Raw genomic sequence first — 18,234 nt, 5'->3', positions numbered from 1 at the left:
TCGGGCCTCAACGAAAAACGGGCGGCGCAGAGCGCCGCCCGCCTTTGGGCCGTCGCAGGGATCAGGGCAGGAACGTCAGTCCCAGGCCAAGCACCACGCCGGTGACCACGAGGACGATCAGGCAGTATCCCATGATGTCCTTGGCGGAGAGGCCCGCGATGGCCAGCGCCGGCAGCGCCCAGAACGGCTGGATCAGGTTGGTCCAGGTATCGCCCCAGGCCACAGCCATTGCCGTGCGGGCCGGCGAGACCCCAAGCGCCGCGCTTGCCTCCAGCATGATCGGGGCCTGTACCGCCCATTGGCCCCCGCCCGAGGGCACGAACATGTTGACGATGCCAGCTGACAAGAAGGTGAAGAAGGGGAGGGTCTCGGCGCTCGAGATCGAGACAAAGGCTTCGGACAGGGTGACCGCCAGCCCGGAGCCGACCATCATCCCCATGATGCCCGCATAGAACGGGAACTGGACGATGATACCGCTGGCGCCGTTCACCGCCTTCTTGACCGAGGCCAGGAACTGCGACGGACGGCCATGCAGCAGGATCCCGGCGAAGATGAGGGTAAAGTTGACGATGTTCAGGTTGAGCCCGCCGTCGGTGCCGAAGACGTAGTAGCCGACATAGAGTATTCCCAGCAGGCCCGAGATCAGCGACAGGATCATGCTGTTTTCAAGCCTTGTCGATGGCGTGTCAGCCACCTCTTCACTGTTCGGTTCTTCATCGATGAGTTTGGCAGGATCGACGGTCACCGCATCCCCGGCCGCCGGCGTGATCAGCCAGTTGACCAGCGGGATCACGATCAGCAGCGCCAGAAGAATGCCCAGGTTCATGACCGAGAAGATGGTCTCGCTGGTGGGGATGATGCCGATCATCTCGGCGGTGAAATGGCCTTCGGTCGCGATGACCAGCGGGATCGAGCCCGAAAGCCCCCCGTGCCAGACCATGAAACCGCTATAGGCGCTGGCGATCGCAAGGCGATAGTCGAGGTTGGGCAGGCAGCGTGCCAGTTCGCGGGCAAAGAGCGCCCCGATCACAAGCCCGAACCCCCAGTTGACCCAGGCCGCGATCAGCGAGACCACCGTGACCAGCACGATCCCCTGGCCCGGGCTGCGGGCCAGTTTGGCCAGTGCCTGGAGGAGGCGTTTAAAGACCGGCGTGCTGGCAACGACGAAGCCGGACACCAGGATGAGCACCATCTGCATGGAAAAGCTCAAGAGGTTCCAGAACCCGTCGCCCCAGAATTCGGCCATCGCAACCGGGCCGTGGCCCTCGACGAGCATACCGGCCCCGAAGACGACCAGCGTCAGGACAAGGACGAGCACGAAAGCATCCGGGAGGTAACGTTCGACCATGTTGACGGATGCGCGTGTGATGCCTTTGATCATTTTGGATCTCCTTTCCGGCGGTCACTTGCGGGGACGGATCGGCATCCGATCCGCGAAACCCAGTTCGGATTCCAGAAGCTGCGCGGCAGACAGAAGGTCGAAGTCGCCCTTCGGCTTGCCGATCAGCTGGAGGCCCACCGGCAGCCCCTCGCGCGTTGTCCCGCAAGGCACCGAGATGGCCGGGCAGCCGGTCAGGGTGATGACGAAGGTCAGGAACATCCAGTCGATGTAGGTCGTCAGCTCCTGGTCCCCGATGTGGGTCGGGAAGCGCTGTTCGACCGGGTAGGGCGGCACGGCGACCGTCGGGCAGGCCAGGATGTCATGGGTTTCGAAGAAGGTCGCGACATTGTGGAAGATGGCGGCGCGGGCGCGCTCGGCCCGCAGCACCTCATCGGCGGTGACGTTCTGGCCCTTCTCAATGTTCCAGATGATCTCCGGCGCGACGCGGTCGCGGTCGGTCTCGAGCAGGTCACCCCGGACGCTGGCCACGAGGATCGCGCGCAGGGTCTGGAACGCCTCCAGTCCGCCCGAGAAATCAGGGCATTCTTCCGTGACCGTGGCGCCATGGCCCGCAAAGCTCTGGACGCCCTTGCGGCAGATCTCGGCCACGTCCGGATCGACCAGCGACAGGTTCAGATCGGGTGTGTAGGCGACCCGCTTGGGGGCCTTGGGCGCCTTGACCGCCTCGACAAAGGGCACCGCGGGCGCCGGGACGGACAGGGGATCGTGGCCGTGGCCATGCGCCAGCGAATCCAGCATCAGCGCCACGTCGGCGACGTTCCGCGCCATCGGACCTTCGACCCAGAGCGGATCGAAGGCCGGCAGGCCGGCACCGCGCGGCACCCGGCCGACGCTGGGGCGCAGGCCGACGATTCCGCAATAGCTGGCCGGGATGCGCAGGCTGCCGCCCAGGTCATTGCCGGTGGCCAGCCATGCCTCTCCGGCCGCCAGCGCGGCTGCGGACCCGCCGGACGAGCCGCCGACCGTCATCCGCAGGTCCCAGGGGTTGCGGGTGGCGCCGAAGACGGGGTTGAAGGTATTGGCCCCGGCGATTTCGGGCACGTTCGATTTCGCCATCGGAATGCCGCCGCTCTCTTCGAGCGTCTGCACCGTGTAATCCGACTGCTCCACGCGGTTCTCGGCAAAGATCGGCGATCCATAGGTGGTCACCTGTCCGGCAACGTCGTTGTAGTCCTTGACGACCACCGGAAGTCCGGCCAGCCATCCGGGCCTGTCGGCCCCGTTGTGATGTTGCGAGGGGAACGCCTTGGCCGCGGCGCGGGCTTCTTCGAAGAAACGGATCGGCAGTGCGTTCACATCCGGTTCGATCTCTTCGATCCGCGCAATGGCCGCGTAGAGAAAGTCGAGCGGCGTGGCCTCTCCCGATTTCAGCAGTCCAACGGCCTCTGTCGCCGTCATGGCGATGAATTCATCCGTGGATTCCGGTTTCGATGTCACTCCTGGTCCTCCCATGGGTTTTGTTTCTGTCAATGTGGCCAATTCGGCGCCCTCCTCATGAGTCCGTGGCGGTTTCCGAGGGCGCATAGAGATCGGCGAAGCGCTTGCGCAGGTCGTTCTTTTGCACCTTGCCCATGACATTGCGGGGCAGCTCGTTGACCACGATCATCTGCTTGGGTTGCTTGTAGCGGGCCAGCGTGCCCGACAGCGCGGCCAGCAACCGCTCCTTGTCGAGCGAAGCCCCGGGCTGCGGGACGACAACCGCGGTGACCCCCTCCCCGAAATCCGGGTGCGGCACGCCGATCACGGCGGATTCCGCCACCTCCGGCAGCGCGTTGATCAGTGTTTCGATTTCCTTGGGGTAGACGTTGTAGCCGCCGGTGATCACCAGGTCTTTGTCCCGGCCGACGATGTGCAGATAGCCGTCGGCATCGATCCGGCCCAGGTCTCCGGTGATGAAATAGCCATCGTCACGAAACTCTGCCGCGGTCTTTTCCGGCATCCGCCAATAGCCCTGAAAGACGTTGGGCCCTGCGACCTCAATCGCGCCGGTCTGGCCCCGGGGCAGCGTGTTGCCGCTTTCCCGGTCGGTGATCCGAACCTGAACCTGCGGCAGGGGAAAGCCAACCGCACCTACGCGCCGTTCGCCCTCATAGGGGTTGGAGGCGATCATGCAGGTTTCCGTCATGCCGTACCGCTCGAGGATGGTGTGGCCCGTGCGTTCGGCAAAGCGGGCGTGGACCTCTTCCGGCAGCGGCGCCGATCCGGACACGAATAAACGCATCGAGGCGGTTGTCAGCGGGTCCAGCCGCGGCGATTTCAGGAGCCGCGTGTAGAAGGTCGGCACACCCATCAGGACCGTGGCATCCGCCATCTCGTCGATGATCTCGTCGGCGTCGAAACGGGTCAGGAAGAGCATCGTTGCCCCGGACGTCAGGGCCATGTTGCAGGCCACGAACAGCCCGTGGGTGTGAAAGATCGGCAAGGCATGGATCAGCTTGTCGTCCTGCGTGAAATGCCAGATATCGTTCAGGGCTTTCGCGTTGGAGGCCAGGTTGCCGTGCGTCAGCACCGCGCCTTTCGAACGCCCGGTCGTCCCCGATGTATAGAGGATCACCGCCGGGTCATCCGCCTTGCACGGCACGGCGCTGTCATGCTGGGCGGCCCCGGCGGCGCGGTCCATCAGCGTGCCGTCGCCCGCCGCGCCAAGGCTCTCGACTGCCAATGTCTCCGAGGCGCGCGCTGCGTGGGTTTGCAACGTCGCCGGGGTGCAGACGAAAAGCCGCGGTTCGGCATCGCCCAGGAAATAGTCGATCTCGGCCCCGGTATAGGCGGTGTTGAGCGGAAGAAAGACGGCCCCCACCCGAAGACAGGCCAGGTAGAGCAGCACCGCCTCGGCGGATTTATCCACCTGGACCGCCACCCGGTCACCCGGGCGCACGCCAGACTCTTCGAGCAAAGAGGCGAACCTCAGGACGCGATCCCATGCTTCGGAGAACGTCATGGACGACTGGCCGGGGCGTTCGAACAGGATCTTGCTCCCTTTGTCGCGGCATTGGGTTTCAAACAAGTCGTGGATCGTGCACGTCATCTGAGCTGTCTCGCTTTGTCTTCGGTTTCAGGGAGAGATCAGGCGCTTGGAGCGGTGCCCGCCTTCACGGCGCGGCGCATATCCGGTCCGCAGGCTATGGTCCCGTCGTTGGCAAAGGCCTCGTGCCGCGCCTCGATCTGGTCGAGTTCATAGAGGTAATTGATCATCACGCCGTGCGCGCGCTTCAGCGCCCCCTCGGCGAGATCGGCCGGCCAGTTGACGCGATGGGCCGAGGCGCCATTGCCCAGGTGAAACCGCGCGACGGGATCGGCGGGTGCGCCAGAGGGCGTCTTTGCCTGGGTAAAATACCGGGCCGCCCATGCCTCGATACGTGGTGCCAGGCGTTCGCATTCCTCGCTGTCGGTCTGCCACAGTCCGGTGGCCAGATCGGCGGCAAGCGCCTGCGCCTCGGCCTCGTCCACGCTGGACAGCCAGCGAGCGAACCCCGGCGCCGGTGACAGCGTCGCGAAATTGCGGATAGGCGGCAATTCCGTGGACAGATCGCTGACGACCTGCTTGATCAGGAAGTTCCCGAAAGAGACGCCCTTCAAACCGGGCTGGCAGTTGCTGATCGAGTAGAAGACGGCGGTGTCCGGCGCCTCATCGCCCGGCTGCGTCCGTTCCGATAGCAGCGGTGCGATCCGGTCGGGGATACCCTGGCACAGCGCCACTTCGACAAAGATCAGCGGTTCGTCCCCGGTGGCCGGATGGAAAAAGGCGTAGCAGCGCCGGTCGGTCGGGTCGAGACGACGCCGCAGGTCATCCCAGTCCCGGATCTCGTGCACCGCCTCGTAGCTGACGATCTTTTCCAGGATCGCGGCGGGCGAGTTCCAGTCGATCCGGCGCATCACGAGGAACCCGCGATTGAACCAGGACGCGAACAGATGGCTGAAATCGGTGTCCAATGGCGCAAGTCCCGGTTCCTCGCGCATCAGACGCAGCAGGTCCTGGCGCATCCGCACCAGTTGCAGCGTGGCGCCGGGCGCCTGGTTGAGCGCGCGCAGCAAGGCCTGTCGCCGTGGTTCGACGGCCTTGAACAGCTGTTCAAGGTCTTCTTCGGACTGTGTTGACTCCCATGCCGCATAGGCGGCCCTGATGGCAGCCGGGTCGGCACTGTAATCGTCGAGAAGAGATTGAAAGAACCGCAACTTGGCCGGGTCGTCAAGCTCGGCGAAGGCGGCCAGGGCCTGGGCGGCGACGACGACCTGCGATGCCTCGCCGCCGAGGCGCATCAAGGCGCTGCATCCCTCGGCAAGCCTGTCTTCGGCGGATAGGGCCGAAGATTTCGACACGGCCCCTGGGCGCATGCGCGACCCGATGCTTTGCAGCAGGTCGTTCAGAAAGGCGATGTTCGCGTTGGGCATCAACTCTCCTCCGGGTTGGTTGCCCTAGTTATACATTTCTGCCGATCTGTTGTATATAACGGAATGAGGATTGGATGTTTCGAAAGCAAGCTTATATGTTTTCAGAGCAATTCTTGGGGGAGGCTTCACCAATGGCGCGCGTGTCAAACACGGTACGGATCCGCGAGGCGCTGGAAAACGCGATCGTCAATGGCCGATTCGCCCCCGGCGCGCGGCTTGACCCGGCGAAACTGGCCGAGGAGTTCGAATGCTCGCGAACCCCGATCCGTGATGCCCTGCAACAGCTTGAAGCCTCGGGGCTTGTCCGCGTCCATTCCAAGCAGGGCACTTTCGTATCGGAATGGAACGTCGAGGAGCTGGCCGAACGGTTCGAGGCTATGGCCGAAATCGAAGCCATCTGCGCCCGTCTGGCCGCCCGCCGGATCACCCGCGAGGAGTTGGCCGAGCTCGAAGCGCGGCACGAGGTTTGCCGACAGCTGGCCGAGGAGGAACGGATCGACGACTACTACGCCGAGAATTCGGCCTTTCACGCCTGCATTTACCACGCGACGCACAATGGCTTCATCGCCAAGGAGGCCATGCGCCTTCATGCGATGCTGCAACCCTATCGCCGCATCCAGTTGCGGGTGCGCAACCGGGTAAAGCGTTCGTTCGAAGAACATGAAGCCGTGGTCACGGCCATTCGCAACGGCGATGACGCGGCAGCGGCAAAGGCCATGCGGGATCACGTTCTGGTCCAGGGGGACCGATTCCACGACATGCTTGCGGCGCTTCGGTCGGACGCGCCACACGGCCCCGTCTGATCGACAAAACGCGTCATTGTCCCCCCTGGGGTAAACTTGTTCTCTTGCTCGTGATGCATCATCCTGCTCAGGCGCTGCGGCGGTGAACATGAGGCGGTTCAGTGTGGCCTTGAGATTGCCTGTAGGTTCGCACTTGCAGTAGGGGGCTTGCGCTCTGACCGGAAATACATTTGCATACTAATGAAAAGTGCTGATGATGAGCGTGGGTCGATTGTCTGGACCAGGAAGGGCATCTTCGATGTCGATCTGCGCTTTGTTCCGGAGTTTCCGCCTGCAGGTGGCGCCGAAACCGATTGAATGTTTGATGCTGGCATCGGTATAGCCGGGAAAGTGAGAAGAGCCCAATGGACGATATGAAACACGATCCGAGCAACGACAGCTCGGGGGATGCCATTGAGGCCTACGTTCTGGATGAGCAGATCGGCTATGCCTTGCGAAAGGCAAACCAGCGGCACATGACCATTTTTGGCGAAAAGATGCTGGATGGGCTGACGCCTACGCAGTTCTCAGCCCTGTTTCGCCTGGTCGAGAGCCCTGGCCCACAGTCCCAGAATGCGCTTGGGCGGAGTGTCGCGATGGATGCGGCGACGATCAAGGGGGTCGTCAACCGGTTGGAGGCCCGCGGTCTCGTCATGAGCCGAAAAGACGAGGTCGACCGCCGCAGATACGTGATCGAGGCGACGGCGAAGGGCAGGGAGTTGATCAAGGCAGCGATGCCCGTGATGGCGGAGATCACTGAGGCAACGATGGCGCCGCTAACCGTTGCCGAGCGGCGCACGATCCTGCGATTGCTGGCAAAGCTGAGTTGATTGGCGCGTTGTGCGTGCAGCCCGGGGTGCCAGGTTGCGGAAAGGTCAGGGGCGATGAGCGACCACACCACAAAGCCTGCCGGTGATGTTTCCGCGATGATCGAAGCCTACGATCCGCGTAACCATCCGGCGCAGTTGGTGCGCCGTGTCCACCAGCGCGGGGCGCAGCTTTTTACCCAGAATGTGCGACACCCGAACCTTTCGGTGACGCAGTTCGTGGCGCTGGTCACGCTGTTGAAGGCGGGTTCGGTCACTCAAAGCATGCTTGGGCGGCTGACCTCGATGGATCCGTCCACCACGACAGTGGTGGTCCGCAAGCTTGAGCGCGAAAGGCTGATCGAGAAGAGGCGCAGTCTCGAGGATCAGCGTTCGTCGGTTATCGAGTTGACCGAGGCCGGACGCCAATGCGCGATCAATCATATCCCGGTCAGCGTGGAAGCGGGTGAGAAACTGCTCGAACCGCTCACCGTGATCGAGCAGCAACTTTTTATGGAGCTGCTGCGGAAAGTGCTCGCGGCCGAAGACTGACGTCTCGCTGCCTGCTTCGCTGAATTTGTGCGTACTCGTTGTAAAGTTCAGACTGTGGGCGCCCAGATTCATCTGGTCCTTGGAAATTATTCGAGCGGAATCAAGGGGGAATCTGAGATTCTCGGCTGATACAAAAGAATCTGTTGCGCAATTGATCTGAGTCATTTTACTTTGAGTACGTAGCAAATTGGCCCCTGCGGGAGAGCCTGTTTATGAACGCAAGCTCGGGAGTGATAGGATGACGACTCTGGTTCGGAATGCATGGTACGTGGCCGCATGGTCGCGCGAGGTCGACGATGAACTGCGGCGCTTCACCATTCTTGGCGATCACATCCTTCTCTATCGCCGCAAGGACGGCACCGTTGCCGCGCTGGAGGATCGGTGCCCGCACAGGCTGTTGCCGCTGTCGAAGGGCAAGCGCATCGGTGATGCGGTGCAATGTGGCTACCACGGGTTGACCTTCGGTTCTGACGGCAAGTGCACCCGGGTTCCGGGCCAGGACAAGATCCCGCCCTCGGCCTATGTCGAAAGCTACCCGATCGAAGAGCGACACGGGATCGTCTGGATCTGGATGGGGGAGCGGCACCGCGCCGATCCGGATGCGATTTTCGATCTGCCGCAATTCACCGACCCGGGCTGGCATGCCCATCACGGTGACGCGCTGCACTTGGAATCCAACTATCTCAACGTGGCCGAAAACCTGGTGGACCCGGCGCATGTGAGCTTTGTCCACCCGACGACGCTGGGCAATTCGGCATCCGAGAACGTGCCGGTGCATGTCTCGACCGAAGGCGAGACCATCACCGCCTGGCGGTGGATCCGCGATGCGGAGCCGATTGGTTTCTTCAAGGCATTCGGTGGCTTTGAGGGGAACGTCGACCGCTGGCACTACTACCACCTGCATCTGCCGTCGATCGCGGTGATCGACTTCGGCTCGGCGGACGCGGCCGACCAGATTGCCGAGGACGACCGGGATAGCGGGAACCGCGTTCTTGCGCTGCACTTCATGACACCGGTCGACGAGGGATACACAATCGACCGCTGGATGCACCTCCGGAACACCGCGGTCGATACCGAGGAAGCATCGGACAAGATTGATGCAATGTTCCGCATCGCCTTTGCCGAGGACAAGGCGATCCTGGAGGCGGTGCATGCCGAAGAGCAGCGCCCGATGAAACGTCGACCGATCCGTATCGCCATCGACCGGGGGCCGATGGTCTACCGCAAGCGCATCAACGATTTGCTGGAAACCGAGCGGACGCTCGACGCCTCGGCCGAGACCAACGCGTCCTTCGTCTACCATGACTGATGCTGTGCTGACCGGGGGATCTGACATGCTTGATACGGGACAGACCGCGCCGTTGACGCTAGAGGTGACAGAGCGTGTGCGGGAAAGCCGAAACGTCGTTTCTTTCCGGTTCAAGGTTGTGGAGGGCGAAGCGTCGCCCTTCACCGCGGGCCAGTACCTTCCGATCCGCCTTGGCCTGCCGGAGCGGCCCATATCGACCTATACGATATCCTCCGACCCGCGCGACCGCAGCGGCTACAGGATCAGCGTCAAGCTGGAGCCGGAGGGGAAGGGGGGCTCACGCTACCTGCACGAGGTGGGTGAGGTCGGTGCGCAATTCCGGGCCGAACAGCCGCGGGGCAAGTTCGTTCTAGCGGAGGATGAGCGTCCGGTCCTGTTGCTGACCGGTGGGATAGGGGTGACGCCGGCGCTGGCGATGCTGGCCGAGCTGGCCCGTCAACCGGATCGGCCGACATGGTTTGTGCATGCCTGCCAGAATGCAGAAGAACACTCCTTCGCAGCCGAGGTGAGGGCGCTGGCAGAGGCCGCGCCGAACGTGACGACGCATGTCGCCTATGCCGAAGGGAGCGATGGGGATATTGCCGAACGGCGTTGCCAGTCTATCGGACTTCTCGACCGCGAGACGCTGCGCACGCTGTTGCCGCAGGACGCCTACCGCGTTTATCTCTGTGGGCCGGACGGGTTCATGAGGGCGATGCGGGCGGTGCTGGTCAGCCTGGGCGTGCCGGACTGCGAAATTCACCAGGAGTCTTTTGGCGGAGCCGTTGCCGAAGCGTCGCGCCAGCAGCCCCCTGAGAGACCCGCGGCGACGTCTGACGGGGCTGGTCCTGTGGTCAGATTTGCACGGTCGGACCTCGAATTCACCTGGGATGGATCCAGCGAAACCCTCCTTGAATTCGCCGAGGCGCAGGGGCTGGAGCCGAACTTCGAATGTCGTGACGGCATCTGCGGCACCTGTGCTTGCCGGAAGCTTGCCGGCGATATTTCTTATGCCGAAGAGCCGCTCGATTCGCCCGAAGAGGGGCATGTCCTCCTGTGTTGCTCGGTCCCGAAAGGGAACGTGACCCTCGACATGTGACATTTTCCGCACATTTTTTCCGCAAAATATGCCTAAAAAATGTGCAATAATGGAGGTCGGACGTGGTGTACACGGGAAAACATACGGCTGGGAAATTTGTTTCTATACAAATGAATTTTTCCACGCTTTTATGTGACGGGACGATGATGCGCGCCGCCTGCCGGCCGCAAGAAAATAAGGAAATTCTGCCCTGGTAAGAAGGGCAATCGAGAATGTCGCGGGCTGCAAGGCGCGGGCCGTGAACAGGTGGGCTGCGCCTGCCGAAATCAACAGGGAAAAGACGAAAGGAACGCCATGAAACGCCGTCAACTCTTCGCCACGGTCACGGGTCTGATGACGCTTGCCAGCCTCCCGATGACGTCCGCGCTTGCGCAGGATGCCTACCCCAGCGAACCGATCCACATCACGGTCGTCTGGCCCGCTGGTGGCGGGCATGACCTGGTTGGCCGCTTGATCGGCCATGAGCTGTCCGAGATCATGGATACCGCGGTTGTGGTCGACAACGTGACCGGCGCCGGCGGATCGACCGGCATCCGCCATATCGTCGAGGCCGACCCCGACGGCTACACCATCGGCGTGATGGGGCTGCACGCAGTGTCGCAATCCTTCATGAACCCCGCAGCGCCCAAGCTCGACGGTCTGGACCCGATTGCCTACATCAGCGACGAACCTGGCGCGATTGAGGTGAGCGTCGACATGGGGATCGACACGCTTGACGACTACGTCGCCGCGATGAAGTCCGACCCGATGTCGCTGATGAATGGCAACGACCCGCAGGGCGGCAACTCCTTCATCTTCGCAAGCGTCATCCCGGACGCGCTGGGCGTGAACATGATGAAGCTCCCCTATCCCGGACATGCCCCCACCGTGACCGCATTGCTGACCGGCGAGGTCCAAACCGCGACGTTGCCGATCCCGCCGATCCTCGAGCACGCCAAGGCCGGAAAGGTGAAGGTACTCGGGGTCGCTTCGGACCAGCGCCATCCGCAACTGCCGGACGTTCCCACGTTCAAGGAGCAGGGCTATGATGTCGTGGTGAATGATTTCGTCATGTTGGTGGCGCCGGTCGGTATTCCGCAGGATGTCCGGGCCAAGCTGGAAGAGGGATTGCTCCAGGCCATCAACAGTGCCGGCTTTACCTCTGCCGCAGCGGACAACGGCATGGTTCTGCGCCCGGGCGGAGCCGACCTGGCGGCGGAAGAGCTCGCGAAACAGGTCGAGCTTGTCTACCCGATCCTGGAGGACGCCGGCCTTGTCGCCGAGGAACTGAAGCGGAAGTGACGCCCGCGAACGGGGCGCAGTCGTCGCCCCGTTTCCAAAATCACGAAACAGGAGCCAGCCATGACCCCGCCCATCGAAGAATCCGCCCGCAAGACCTTTGCAGCCGGTCTTTTCTTTCTCCTCTTGGCGAGTGCGGGTTGGCTTCTGCTCCGTCACAGCATCACGCTGTTTTCGGGAAACCAGATGCCGGGTGACCCCGGCCCCTTTTTCCTGTCCCAGTTGTGCCTGACAATTCTCGCAGGCGCCGGCCTTCTTCTGCTGGTGATCGGTGTCTGGAGCTGGGCGCGTGAGGCGCGTCAACACAGGTACACGGGGGCCATAGTAAACACGGTGCGGGAGTGGTCGCTCTCGGCTGGCTTCGTGCTGACTTTGCTGGTGATGCCGGCAGCGATGCGCCTGCTGGGAACGCCTGCCGCGGTGGCGCTCTTTTCCATTGGCTGGATCTACATACTGCTCGTCTCGATCAGCGGCCACTCATGGCGAAACCTGATCGAAGCGGCAGCCTTCGGCATGGCCACCGCCGCATTCATCCATTTTTTCTTCGTGCGTCTGCTGACGCTTCCGCTGCCCGTCTGAGAGAGGACCGAACCGATGTTGCTTGAGTCGTTCTTCACTGTTCTCGCCGATTTCGCCACGAGTCCTGCCATGTTGGGCCTCGTCGGGCTTGGTGCAATCCTCGGGCTGGTTCTGGGGGCAATACCGGGGATTTCATCGACGATGGCCCTGGCGATCCTCATGCCCGTGACCTTCACGATGGAACCCGGTGTGGCGATCCTCTTCCTGATCTCGGTCTTCATGTCGAGCGTCTATGGCGGTTCGATATCGGCCATCCTGATGAAACTGCCTGGCACACCGGCGTCGATCTTTACCCAGATCGACGGCTATCCGATGGCACAGAGCGGCCGGGCCGGCCATGCCCTGAACTATGCGTTGGTGGCGTCTACCGTGGGTGGCATGGTCGGGCTGGCCTTGCTTGTCGTGCTGGCGCCCGTGCTGGCGGATTTCGCGACGAATTTCCGCAGCCCCGAGTTTGCCGCAGTGGCGCTGTTCGGCATCGTCATGTTGTCCTTTGCGTCAAACGGCTCGACACTGGTGGCCAGCGTGGTCGGCTTTGTCGGCGTCCTGCTGGGGATGGTGGGTTTCGATGCGCTCACGGATGCGCAGCGGATGACGATGAACCAGCCCATGCTGCAATCGGGTCTGAATCTGATCCCTGTCATCATCGGCCTGTTCGGGTTGGGGGAGATCCTGCAGAACCTTGTGCGTTTCGGTGACTCGCCGACGACGCGACCGGCCATTGGCAAGGTGATGCTGCCGCTTTCCGAATTGACCCGGCGCTGGAAGGTCATGCTGCGAGGCTCGGTGATCGGCACGTTCATCGGGGCGATCCCCGCGGCGGGATCCGCTGTGGCGGTTTCCATCGCCTATGCCCAGGAGCGGCGGTTGTCGAAAGAGCCCGAGAAATTCGGCAGCGGCCATCCTGACGGCCTTGTTGCGCCCGAGGCTGCCAACTCGGCCTCCGTCGGCGGCTCGCTCATTCCGTTGATCGCGCTGGGGGTTCCTGGGGACACGATCACCGCCGTGCTGATGGGCGCGTTGATGGTGCATGGCCTGACGCCCGGGCCCTTGCTCTTTGCCAACGACCCGACATTCGTGTCCTGGATCTATGTCTCGGTGCTACTGGCACTGGTGGCGACGCTGGTGCTGGGTCTCGGCATGATCCGTGCTGCCGTGCTGGTGACGCGCATTCCTCCGCAACTGATGTATGTCTTCATCGCGGTGTTCTGCGTTATCGGTGCCTTTGCAATCCGCAACGACATGAACGACGTCTACGTGATGATTGCCTTCGGTGTGGTCGGCTTCGTTTTCTCGCGCATCGGCTTGCCGGTGACGCCTCTGGCCTTCGGGCTGATCCTTGGCCCGATACTCGAGGAGAACCTGCGGCGCAGCCTGATGATTAGCCAGGGGTCATGGAAGATCTTCATCGACCGGCCGATCTCGGCAACTTTGCTGGCAATCTGCGTCCTACTGGTGGCCCTGCCGTTGATCACCGCGTTGCTGCATCGCCTGTACGGACCGCTTGCCTGTAAGAGGGGCGGGAAGGTTCCCAGTAATTATCCTGGTGAATAAATTATCTTGAGGATTTGGCACTGCGCCGGTTAGTAGGGGGGACTCTGAAAACCGGATGGCACCATGACCTCTTCAAAAACACGTCGCAAGCCGGGGCGCCCGAAAGAAGGGCCGGAACTCCGCGAGGTGATCCTGGACAAGGCTGAGTTGCTTTTTGCCGATCATGGGTTCAACGGGGCCAAGGTGCGGGACATCGCGACAGAAGCCGGGGTCAACCAGGCTCTCGTTCGCTACTACTTTGGCTCCAAGCAGGATCTGTTCGACGCGGTGGTCCGCCGGCGTGGCAGTGTAATTTCAGGCGCTCGGCATGTGCTGCTGGACGAGCTGTTGTCGCGCGACGTGGCACCTACCGTTGCGGAATTGGTGCGGTGCTATTTAAGGCCCCAATGGGAAATGAAAAATTCGGGCTCTAACGGAGCGGCATTCGTCCGTCTTCAGGCTCGGTTGCATGCCGAACAGGAAGAACATGCCTTTCGTCTGCGACGCGAAGTCTATGATGCCTCTGTCAAACGCTACATCCAGGCGCTTTCGGAGGTACTGCCAGAGATCCCGAAAGAGGTCATCTCGACCCGTATGGCCTTTGCTGTGGGCACCTACATGTTCATGCTGAACGATCTCGGTCGCATTAACGATCTGACCGACGGGCAGGTCGGCGACCTCGGCGGTGCCGCGCTCCTGGATCAACTTGAAACCTTCATTTCTGCAGGGCTTGCGGCACCGCTGAACACATAGGTGCCCAAGTTTCCAAATACGTTTGTATGCAAATGATTTTGGTTGAAATTATACCAATGACTAATTATCCCGAGAGGGACGTTGATTTCAGAGGTGAGAATCATGACCCCGATCCGTGTTGGCCAGATCGTGCCGAGTTCGAACGTGACGATGGAGACCGAGATCCCCGCGCTCTTGCGTGCCCGAGAGGCGGTCTTTCCGGAGCGTTTCACGTTTCATTCCTCGCGGATGCGGATGAAGCACGTGACCAAGGAAGAACTCGCTGCGATGGATGCGGACAGCGACCGTTGTGCGCTCGAACTCTCGGACGCGAAGGTGGACGTGATGGGCTATGCCTGCCTCGTTGCCATCATGTCGATGGGGCATGGCTATCACTGCACATCGCAGGAACGGCTGCGCGGGGTGACACGGGACAATGACGCGGAGACCCCGGTCGTCACCTCTGCCGGTGCCCTGGTCGAGGGGATCAAGGCGATCGGTGCGCAGAAGGTCGCCGTGGTCGCGCCCTACATGAAGCCGCTGACCGAGATGGTGGTGGAGTACATCCGAAACGAAGGGATCGAGGTGGTGACCTGGCGCGCGCTGGAGATCCAGGACAACCTCGCCGTTGCGGCACATGACCCGATGAACCTGCCCGGGATCGTCGCGGATATGGACACTTCCGGCGTCGATGCGGTGGTGCTCTCGGCCTGTGTCCAGATGCCGTCGTTGCCCGCGGTTTCAACCGTTGAGGCGCAGGTCGGCAAACCGGTGCTGACAGCAGCCATCGCCACAACCTGGCAGATGCTCAAGGCGCTCGACCTGGAAACCCGCGTTCCGGGCGGCGGCACGCTGCTCTCCGGCGCCTACTGAGGAGGCTGACATGAGCTTTGGATACAACATCCATGCCAACGGCATCCGCCAGCACCTGATCCGCTGGGACGGGCCGGAAGGCGCACCGCAACTGTTGTTGATCCCGGGCATCACCTCGCCCGCGATCACCTGGGGTTTCGTGGCCGAACGCCTGGCGCAACGCTTCGAGGTGCATGTGCTGGACGTGCGGGGGCGCGGCCTGTCGGAAACCGGCGACCTGGACTACACGCTGGACGCCCTGGCCGATGACGCCATCGCGGTGGCACGGACCCTTCGGCAGCCGACCACGCTTGGTCATTCGATGGGCGCCCGCATTGCCATCCGCGCCAATGCCCGCGATCCCGAACCCTTTGCCGGGCATATCCTGGTCGATCCGCCGATGTCCGGGCCGGGCCGCCGAGCCTATCCTTCGAAATGGCCTTGGTACAGTGACAGCATCCAGATGGCGGCCAGAGGGTGCTCTGTCGAAGAGATGTGCGCCTTCTGTCCCACATGGAGCGACGAGCAAGTCGCCCTGCGCGCGGAATGGCTGCACACCTGCCACTGGGGAGCGATCCGCATTGCCTTCGACGGGTTCCACACCGACGACATCCATCAGGACCTGCCAAAAATCGACAAGCCCGCGCGGCTGGTCATCGCGGGTGGCGCCACCGTGGTCGACGAAGCCGACCAAACAGAGGTCGCGCAGCTGAACCCGAAGATCGAACAGCGCATCGTACCGGACGCCGGCCACATGATCCCTTGGGACAACCTCGAGGGGTTCCTGGAGGCAGTCATGGATTTCGACGTTCAATAAACCGAGTATAGGGAGGATCCGTCATGGATCATGCAAGCTTTACCGACATCTGCCTGCACCAGTTGAAGATGTCCGGGGTGAAAAAGGATGAGCGTCTGATCGTTCTGACCCAGGGCAATGAACGCCTGGACTATGCCGATGCCTTCATGGCCGCGGGCCGGATCCTGGGCGCCAACATGTATCACATGCGCCTGCCGGCGCCGCCCGTCGTCGGGGCCTGGGCTGTGGGGCAGACCGGCCTCGCGGCGATGCCCGAGGCGGTCGAGGCGCTGAAGAACTGCGATATGCTGATCGACTGCGTGTTCATGCTGTTCAGCCCGGAACAGTTCGCCATCCAGGACGCCGGCACCCGGATCCTGACCGCCGTGGAACCACCAGAGCTGCTGGCCCGGATGCTGCCCAGCCAGGAGCTGCGCGAGAAGGTCGAGATCGGTGCCGAATACCTGGCAAAGGCCAAGGTTATGCGCATCACCTCACCGCATGGCACCGATGTCACCTACAAGCTGAACACCTATCCAACCGTGGCCGAATACGCCTGCACCGATGAGCCCGGCCGCTGGGACCATTGGCCTTCGGGCTTTGTCTTCACCGGCGGCGACGACGACGGCGTGGACGGTCAGATCGTGGTGGCGCCGGGGGATGTGCTGCTGCCGCAGAACATGTACGTGCGGGACCCGATCACCTACACGATCGAGAAGGGCTGGATCACCGATATCCGCGGCGGGCTGGATGCGGACCTGGTCAAATCCTACATGGATGGCTTCAACGATCCGCGCGGCATGGGGATGAGCCATGTCGGATGGGGCATGAACCGCGACGCGCACTGGCATGGCATGACCCCGGGCGCCTTCCCGGGTGGCATGGGCATGGAGCCTCGCAGCTTCTACGGCAATGTGATGTTCTCGACCGGCCCCAACAACGAGCTGGGTGGCCCCAACGACACGGCCTGTCATCTCGACATCCCGATGCGCGGGTGCTCGCTGTTCCTCGATGACGAACCGATCGTGATCGACGGCGATCTCGTCGTGAAGGAAATGCAGATCGCGCGCCGCTGAGCGCCCCCCCCCTTACAGCCAGCGCCGTCTCCGTCCGGGCCCGTGGCCCGGCGGGGCAGGCGCGTTCCTCCGGAGTTACACGAGATGTCCCAGCAACAGGTCTATGCCGACGCCGGTTTCGGCCAGAAGGTGCCGCGCGGCATCCGCCCGGCTATCGTGGTGGTGGATTTTTCTTACGGGTTCACTGACACGCAATATCCGACGGCCGCCGATATGAGCGCCGAGATCGCGGCGACCCGCCGATTGACCGAGACTGCGCGGGCCGCCGGTTTCCCGGTGATCTATACCACAATCGCGTACCAGCCTTGGGAGGTCGCGACCCTACCTTGGCTGCGCAAGGCCACAGGCATGGCCGCGTTGACTGTTGGCTCGCGCCTGGTCGAGATCGACGCCACCACGGGCATCCGCGCGGAAGACCCGGTGATCGTCAAGCATGGCGCCTCGGCCTTTCACGGAACCAACCTGGCCGGGTTGCTGGTCGGCGCCCGTGTCGACACGGTGATCGTGACCGGGGCCACGACCTCTGGCTGCGTCAGGGCGACGGTGGTCGACGCCGTGCAGTCCGGCTTCAATGTGCTGGTTCCCCGGGATTGCTGCGCTGACCGGGCAACTGCCCCACACGAAGCGAACCTATACGACATGGAGCAAAAATACGCGGACGTCACGGACGCGGACGACATCTTTTCCTGGATGACATCCCTCGCTACCTGAAAGAAACGGTCACCACGAAAATAAGGGGCGCGGTCTGCGCCCCTTTTTTCTTTGTCCGGTATCGGGTCGCCCCGGCGCACAAAGAAGGGCGGCCCCGGTGTCGGGGCCGCCCTGTGGATTTGAAAGGATTACCCGAGAGTGGCTGTCATCGGGTCATAGGCATAGACCCAGGCCGGATCTTCCGGCTCTTTCAGCCAGGTGTTTGCATTCGAGATCGTCTGGACCTTGGTCGCCCGGTCGCGCCGCGTGTTCTCGTAGATGTCGAAGGCGTTGGCATAGTCGCCGATGCCGGTTTCCGTCAGGCAGCGCGTCAGCACGGCGGCATCTTCGATCGCCATGCAGGCGCCCTGGGCCAT

Annotated in this window: 18 protein-coding genes; 13 read left to right on the top strand and 5 right to left on the bottom strand. The window is 62.5% G+C overall.

What is annotated here, in order from left to right; all coding sequences use genetic code 11:
- Positions 1 to 61: 61 nt before the first annotated feature.
- The 4 genes from PVW46_RS25675 to PVW46_RS25660 are packed head-to-tail and all read right to left on the bottom strand — an operon-like array spanning position 62 to position 5,794.
- Positions 62 to 1,381 carry a short-chain fatty acid transporter gene (locus tag PVW46_RS25675; protein WP_274578199.1) on the bottom strand — a complete coding sequence of 440 codons (1,320 nt, stop codon included), beginning with the start codon at positions 1,379 to 1,381 and terminating at the stop codon, positions 62 to 64.
- 21 nt (positions 1,382 to 1,402) lie between these two features.
- Positions 1,403 to 2,839 carry an amidase gene (locus PVW46_RS25670; protein WP_274578198.1) on the bottom strand — a complete coding sequence of 479 codons (1,437 nt, stop codon included), beginning with the start codon at positions 2,837 to 2,839 and terminating at the stop codon, positions 1,403 to 1,405.
- Between the two features lie 55 nt (positions 2,840 to 2,894).
- Positions 2,895 to 4,409 (bottom strand): malonate--CoA ligase, encoded by a 1,515-nt coding sequence (locus PVW46_RS25665; protein WP_274578196.1) that lies wholly within the window; start codon positions 4,407 to 4,409, stop codon positions 2,895 to 2,897.
- Between the two features lie 59 nt (positions 4,410 to 4,468).
- Positions 4,469 to 5,794, bottom strand: coding sequence for a malonyl-CoA decarboxylase (locus PVW46_RS25660; protein ID WP_274578195.1), 1,326 nt, complete (start codon positions 5,792 to 5,794; stop codon positions 4,469 to 4,471).
- Positions 5,795 to 5,925: 131 nt separating this feature from the next.
- On the opposite strand from PVW46_RS25660, the gene PVW46_RS25655 reads away from it, so the two are divergent.
- The 13 genes from PVW46_RS25655 (at position 5,926) to PVW46_RS25595 (ending at position 17,878) form a co-directional block, all read left to right on the top strand.
- Positions 5,926 to 6,597 carry a GntR family transcriptional regulator gene (locus PVW46_RS25655; protein ID WP_172428987.1) on the top strand — a complete coding sequence of 224 codons (672 nt, stop codon included), beginning with the start codon at positions 5,926 to 5,928 and terminating at the stop codon, positions 6,595 to 6,597.
- Between the two features lie 344 nt (positions 6,598 to 6,941).
- Positions 6,942 to 7,406: a MarR family winged helix-turn-helix transcriptional regulator gene (locus PVW46_RS25650; protein WP_052244242.1), complete on the top strand. Its 465-nt coding sequence runs from the start codon at positions 6,942 to 6,944 to the stop codon at positions 7,404 to 7,406.
- A 54-nt stretch (positions 7,407 to 7,460) separates the two neighbouring features.
- The gene (locus PVW46_RS25645; protein WP_069210713.1) at positions 7,461 to 7,934 is read left to right on the top strand and encodes a MarR family winged helix-turn-helix transcriptional regulator; all 474 of its coding nucleotides are present in this window, start codon (positions 7,461 to 7,463) and stop codon (positions 7,932 to 7,934) included.
- A gap of 238 nt (positions 7,935 to 8,172) precedes the next feature.
- Positions 8,173 to 9,243, top strand: coding sequence for an aromatic ring-hydroxylating dioxygenase subunit alpha (locus PVW46_RS25640; RefSeq protein WP_069210714.1), 1,071 nt, complete (start codon positions 8,173 to 8,175; stop codon positions 9,241 to 9,243).
- Between the two features lie 25 nt (positions 9,244 to 9,268).
- Complete coding sequence (locus PVW46_RS25635; protein WP_069210715.1) at positions 9,269 to 10,321, top strand: 2Fe-2S iron-sulfur cluster-binding protein; 1,053 nt, start codon at positions 9,269 to 9,271, stop codon at positions 10,319 to 10,321.
- 294 nt (positions 10,322 to 10,615) lie between these two features.
- Positions 10,616 to 11,602, top strand: a complete 987-nt coding sequence (locus PVW46_RS25630) for a Bug family tripartite tricarboxylate transporter substrate binding protein (protein ID WP_043136894.1) — start codon at positions 10,616 to 10,618, stop codon at positions 11,600 to 11,602.
- Between the two features lie 60 nt (positions 11,603 to 11,662).
- The gene (locus tag PVW46_RS25625) at positions 11,663 to 12,178 is read left to right on the top strand and encodes a tripartite tricarboxylate transporter TctB family protein (RefSeq protein WP_069210716.1); all 516 of its coding nucleotides are present in this window, start codon (positions 11,663 to 11,665) and stop codon (positions 12,176 to 12,178) included.
- Positions 12,179 to 12,193: 15 nt separating this feature from the next.
- Complete coding sequence (locus tag PVW46_RS25620; RefSeq protein ID WP_069210717.1) at positions 12,194 to 13,732, top strand: tripartite tricarboxylate transporter permease; 1,539 nt, start codon at positions 12,194 to 12,196, stop codon at positions 13,730 to 13,732.
- 63 nt (positions 13,733 to 13,795) lie between these two features.
- A complete protein-coding gene (locus PVW46_RS25615; RefSeq protein WP_069210718.1) occupies positions 13,796 to 14,464 on the top strand; it encodes a TetR/AcrR family transcriptional regulator in 669 nt (222 codons plus the stop codon).
- Between the two features lie 102 nt (positions 14,465 to 14,566).
- Entirely contained in the window at positions 14,567 to 15,316 is a 750-nt protein-coding gene (locus PVW46_RS25610) for a maleate cis-trans isomerase family protein (RefSeq protein ID WP_069210719.1), read from the top strand.
- Positions 15,317 to 15,326: 10 nt separating this feature from the next.
- Positions 15,327 to 16,112 carry an alpha/beta fold hydrolase gene (locus PVW46_RS25605; RefSeq protein WP_069210720.1) on the top strand — a complete coding sequence of 262 codons (786 nt, stop codon included), beginning with the start codon at positions 15,327 to 15,329 and terminating at the stop codon, positions 16,110 to 16,112.
- Between the two features lie 23 nt (positions 16,113 to 16,135).
- The gene (locus tag PVW46_RS25600; RefSeq protein WP_069210721.1) at positions 16,136 to 17,167 is read left to right on the top strand and encodes a 2,5-dihydroxypyridine 5,6-dioxygenase NicX family protein; all 1,032 of its coding nucleotides are present in this window, start codon (positions 16,136 to 16,138) and stop codon (positions 17,165 to 17,167) included.
- An 84-nt stretch (positions 17,168 to 17,251) separates the two neighbouring features.
- Entirely contained in the window at positions 17,252 to 17,878 is a 627-nt protein-coding gene (locus tag PVW46_RS25595; protein ID WP_043136878.1) for an isochorismatase family protein, read from the top strand.
- A gap of 128 nt (positions 17,879 to 18,006) precedes the next feature.
- Here the strand turns inward: PVW46_RS25595 and PVW46_RS25590 are convergent.
- Positions 18,007 to 18,234: FAD-dependent oxidoreductase (locus tag PVW46_RS25590; RefSeq protein ID WP_443137065.1), on the bottom strand; the 228-nt coding region annotated here is incomplete at its 5' end.

Source organism: Mameliella sp. AT18 (assembly GCF_028807275.1).
GTDB classification, from domain to species: domain Bacteria; phylum Pseudomonadota; class Alphaproteobacteria; order Rhodobacterales; family Rhodobacteraceae; genus Antarctobacter; species Antarctobacter albus.
This window is presented reverse-complemented; position numbering and strand designations above follow the sequence as displayed.

What these genes read in the sequence shown, in the direction of transcription:
- PVW46_RS25675 (WP_274578199.1), bottom strand. Translation starts at nt 1,381, where the DNA reads ATGATCAAAGGCATCACACGCGCATCCGTCAACATGGTCGAACGTTAC.
- PVW46_RS25660 (WP_274578195.1), bottom strand. Translation starts at nt 5,794, where the DNA reads ATGCCCAACGCGAACATCGCCTTTCTGAACGACCTGCTGCAAAGCATC.
- PVW46_RS25655 (WP_172428987.1), top strand. Translation starts at nt 5,926, where the DNA reads ATGGCGCGCGTGTCAAACACGGTACGGATCCGCGAGGCGCTGGAAAAC.
- PVW46_RS25650 (WP_052244242.1), top strand. Translation starts at nt 6,942, where the DNA reads ATGGACGATATGAAACACGATCCGAGCAACGACAGCTCGGGGGATGCC.
- PVW46_RS25645 (WP_069210713.1), top strand. Translation starts at nt 7,461, where the DNA reads ATGAGCGACCACACCACAAAGCCTGCCGGTGATGTTTCCGCGATGATC.
- PVW46_RS25640 (WP_069210714.1), top strand. Translation starts at nt 8,173, where the DNA reads ATGACGACTCTGGTTCGGAATGCATGGTACGTGGCCGCATGGTCGCGC.
- PVW46_RS25635 (WP_069210715.1), top strand. Translation starts at nt 9,269, where the DNA reads ATGCTTGATACGGGACAGACCGCGCCGTTGACGCTAGAGGTGACAGAG.
- PVW46_RS25630 (WP_043136894.1), top strand. Translation starts at nt 10,616, where the DNA reads ATGAAACGCCGTCAACTCTTCGCCACGGTCACGGGTCTGATGACGCTT.
- PVW46_RS25625 (WP_069210716.1), top strand. Translation starts at nt 11,663, where the DNA reads ATGACCCCGCCCATCGAAGAATCCGCCCGCAAGACCTTTGCAGCCGGT.
- PVW46_RS25620 (WP_069210717.1), top strand. Translation starts at nt 12,194, where the DNA reads ATGTTGCTTGAGTCGTTCTTCACTGTTCTCGCCGATTTCGCCACGAGT.
- PVW46_RS25615 (WP_069210718.1), top strand. Translation starts at nt 13,796, where the DNA reads ATGACCTCTTCAAAAACACGTCGCAAGCCGGGGCGCCCGAAAGAAGGG.
- PVW46_RS25610 (WP_069210719.1), top strand. Translation starts at nt 14,567, where the DNA reads ATGACCCCGATCCGTGTTGGCCAGATCGTGCCGAGTTCGAACGTGACG.
- PVW46_RS25605 (WP_069210720.1), top strand. Translation starts at nt 15,327, where the DNA reads ATGAGCTTTGGATACAACATCCATGCCAACGGCATCCGCCAGCACCTG.
- PVW46_RS25600 (WP_069210721.1), top strand. Translation starts at nt 16,136, where the DNA reads ATGGATCATGCAAGCTTTACCGACATCTGCCTGCACCAGTTGAAGATG.
- PVW46_RS25595 (WP_043136878.1), top strand. Translation starts at nt 17,252, where the DNA reads ATGTCCCAGCAACAGGTCTATGCCGACGCCGGTTTCGGCCAGAAGGTG.